Origin of the sequence: Bradyrhizobium sp. PRIMUS42, from assembly GCF_023006515.1 — a bacterium.
In the GTDB taxonomy this organism is placed as follows: Bacteria; Pseudomonadota; Alphaproteobacteria; order Rhizobiales; family Xanthobacteraceae; genus Bradyrhizobium.
Genome location: NZ_JALBGZ010001455.1, coordinates 1 through 622 on the forward strand (window position 1 = coordinate 1; position 622 = coordinate 622).

Annotated in this window: 2 protein-coding genes; both read right to left on the reverse strand. The window is 67.4% G+C overall.

The genetic code is table 11. From position 1 onward, the window contains the following. Nucleotides 1-400 (reverse strand): iron-containing alcohol dehydrogenase (locus tag MOV75_RS41030; protein ID WP_247008564.1); only part of this gene is annotated, 400 nt, incomplete at its 3' end. Further along, nucleotides 397-622: shikimate kinase (locus tag MOV75_RS41035; protein ID WP_309487021.1), on the reverse strand; the 226-nt coding region annotated here is incomplete at its 5' end. The genes MOV75_RS41035 and MOV75_RS41030, both read right to left, overlap by 4 nt.

Consider the following 622-nt stretch of genomic DNA (forward strand, 5'->3'; position numbering starts at 1 on the left):
AATCGACCCCGCGGCGCAGGATCGCCGCGGCAAAGCCGGCGAGATCGCCGACCACGCCGCCGCCGAGCGCGATGACGAGATCGTTGCGCTCGATTTTCGCGGCGATCAGGGCTTCGCTGACCTTTTCCAGGCCGGCATAGGTCTTGGAGATCTCGCCTTCCTCGACGACGATGCGCGAGGTCGGGATGCCACTCGCCGCGAGCGAGACCTCGGCGGGCTCGAGCCAGTGCTTTGCGACGTTGCGATCCGTCACGATCGCGGTGCGCACGCCGGGACGCAAACGCGCCACGCGCTCGCCGAGCGAGGCCATCACGCCGCGGCCGATGACGATGTCATAGGCGCGATACCCCAACGCGACCTCGACATTGACAGGATCGGAATGTTTCAACGGCGCAGTCATCGGATGGCACTCGCAATGTCGGCAGGTGGTTGAGCGGCCTGTTCGCCGCAAAGATGTGCGCGCAGCGCCTCGATGCACTCCTCGACGATTCTGTCGTGCGGCACGTCACGCGAGGCGATGGTGAGGTCGGCATGGCTGTAGACCGGCTCGCGCTCGGTGAGCAGGCGCGTCACGGTTCCTTCGGGATCGGCGGTCTGGAGCAGCGGGCGGTCGGCGCGGCGG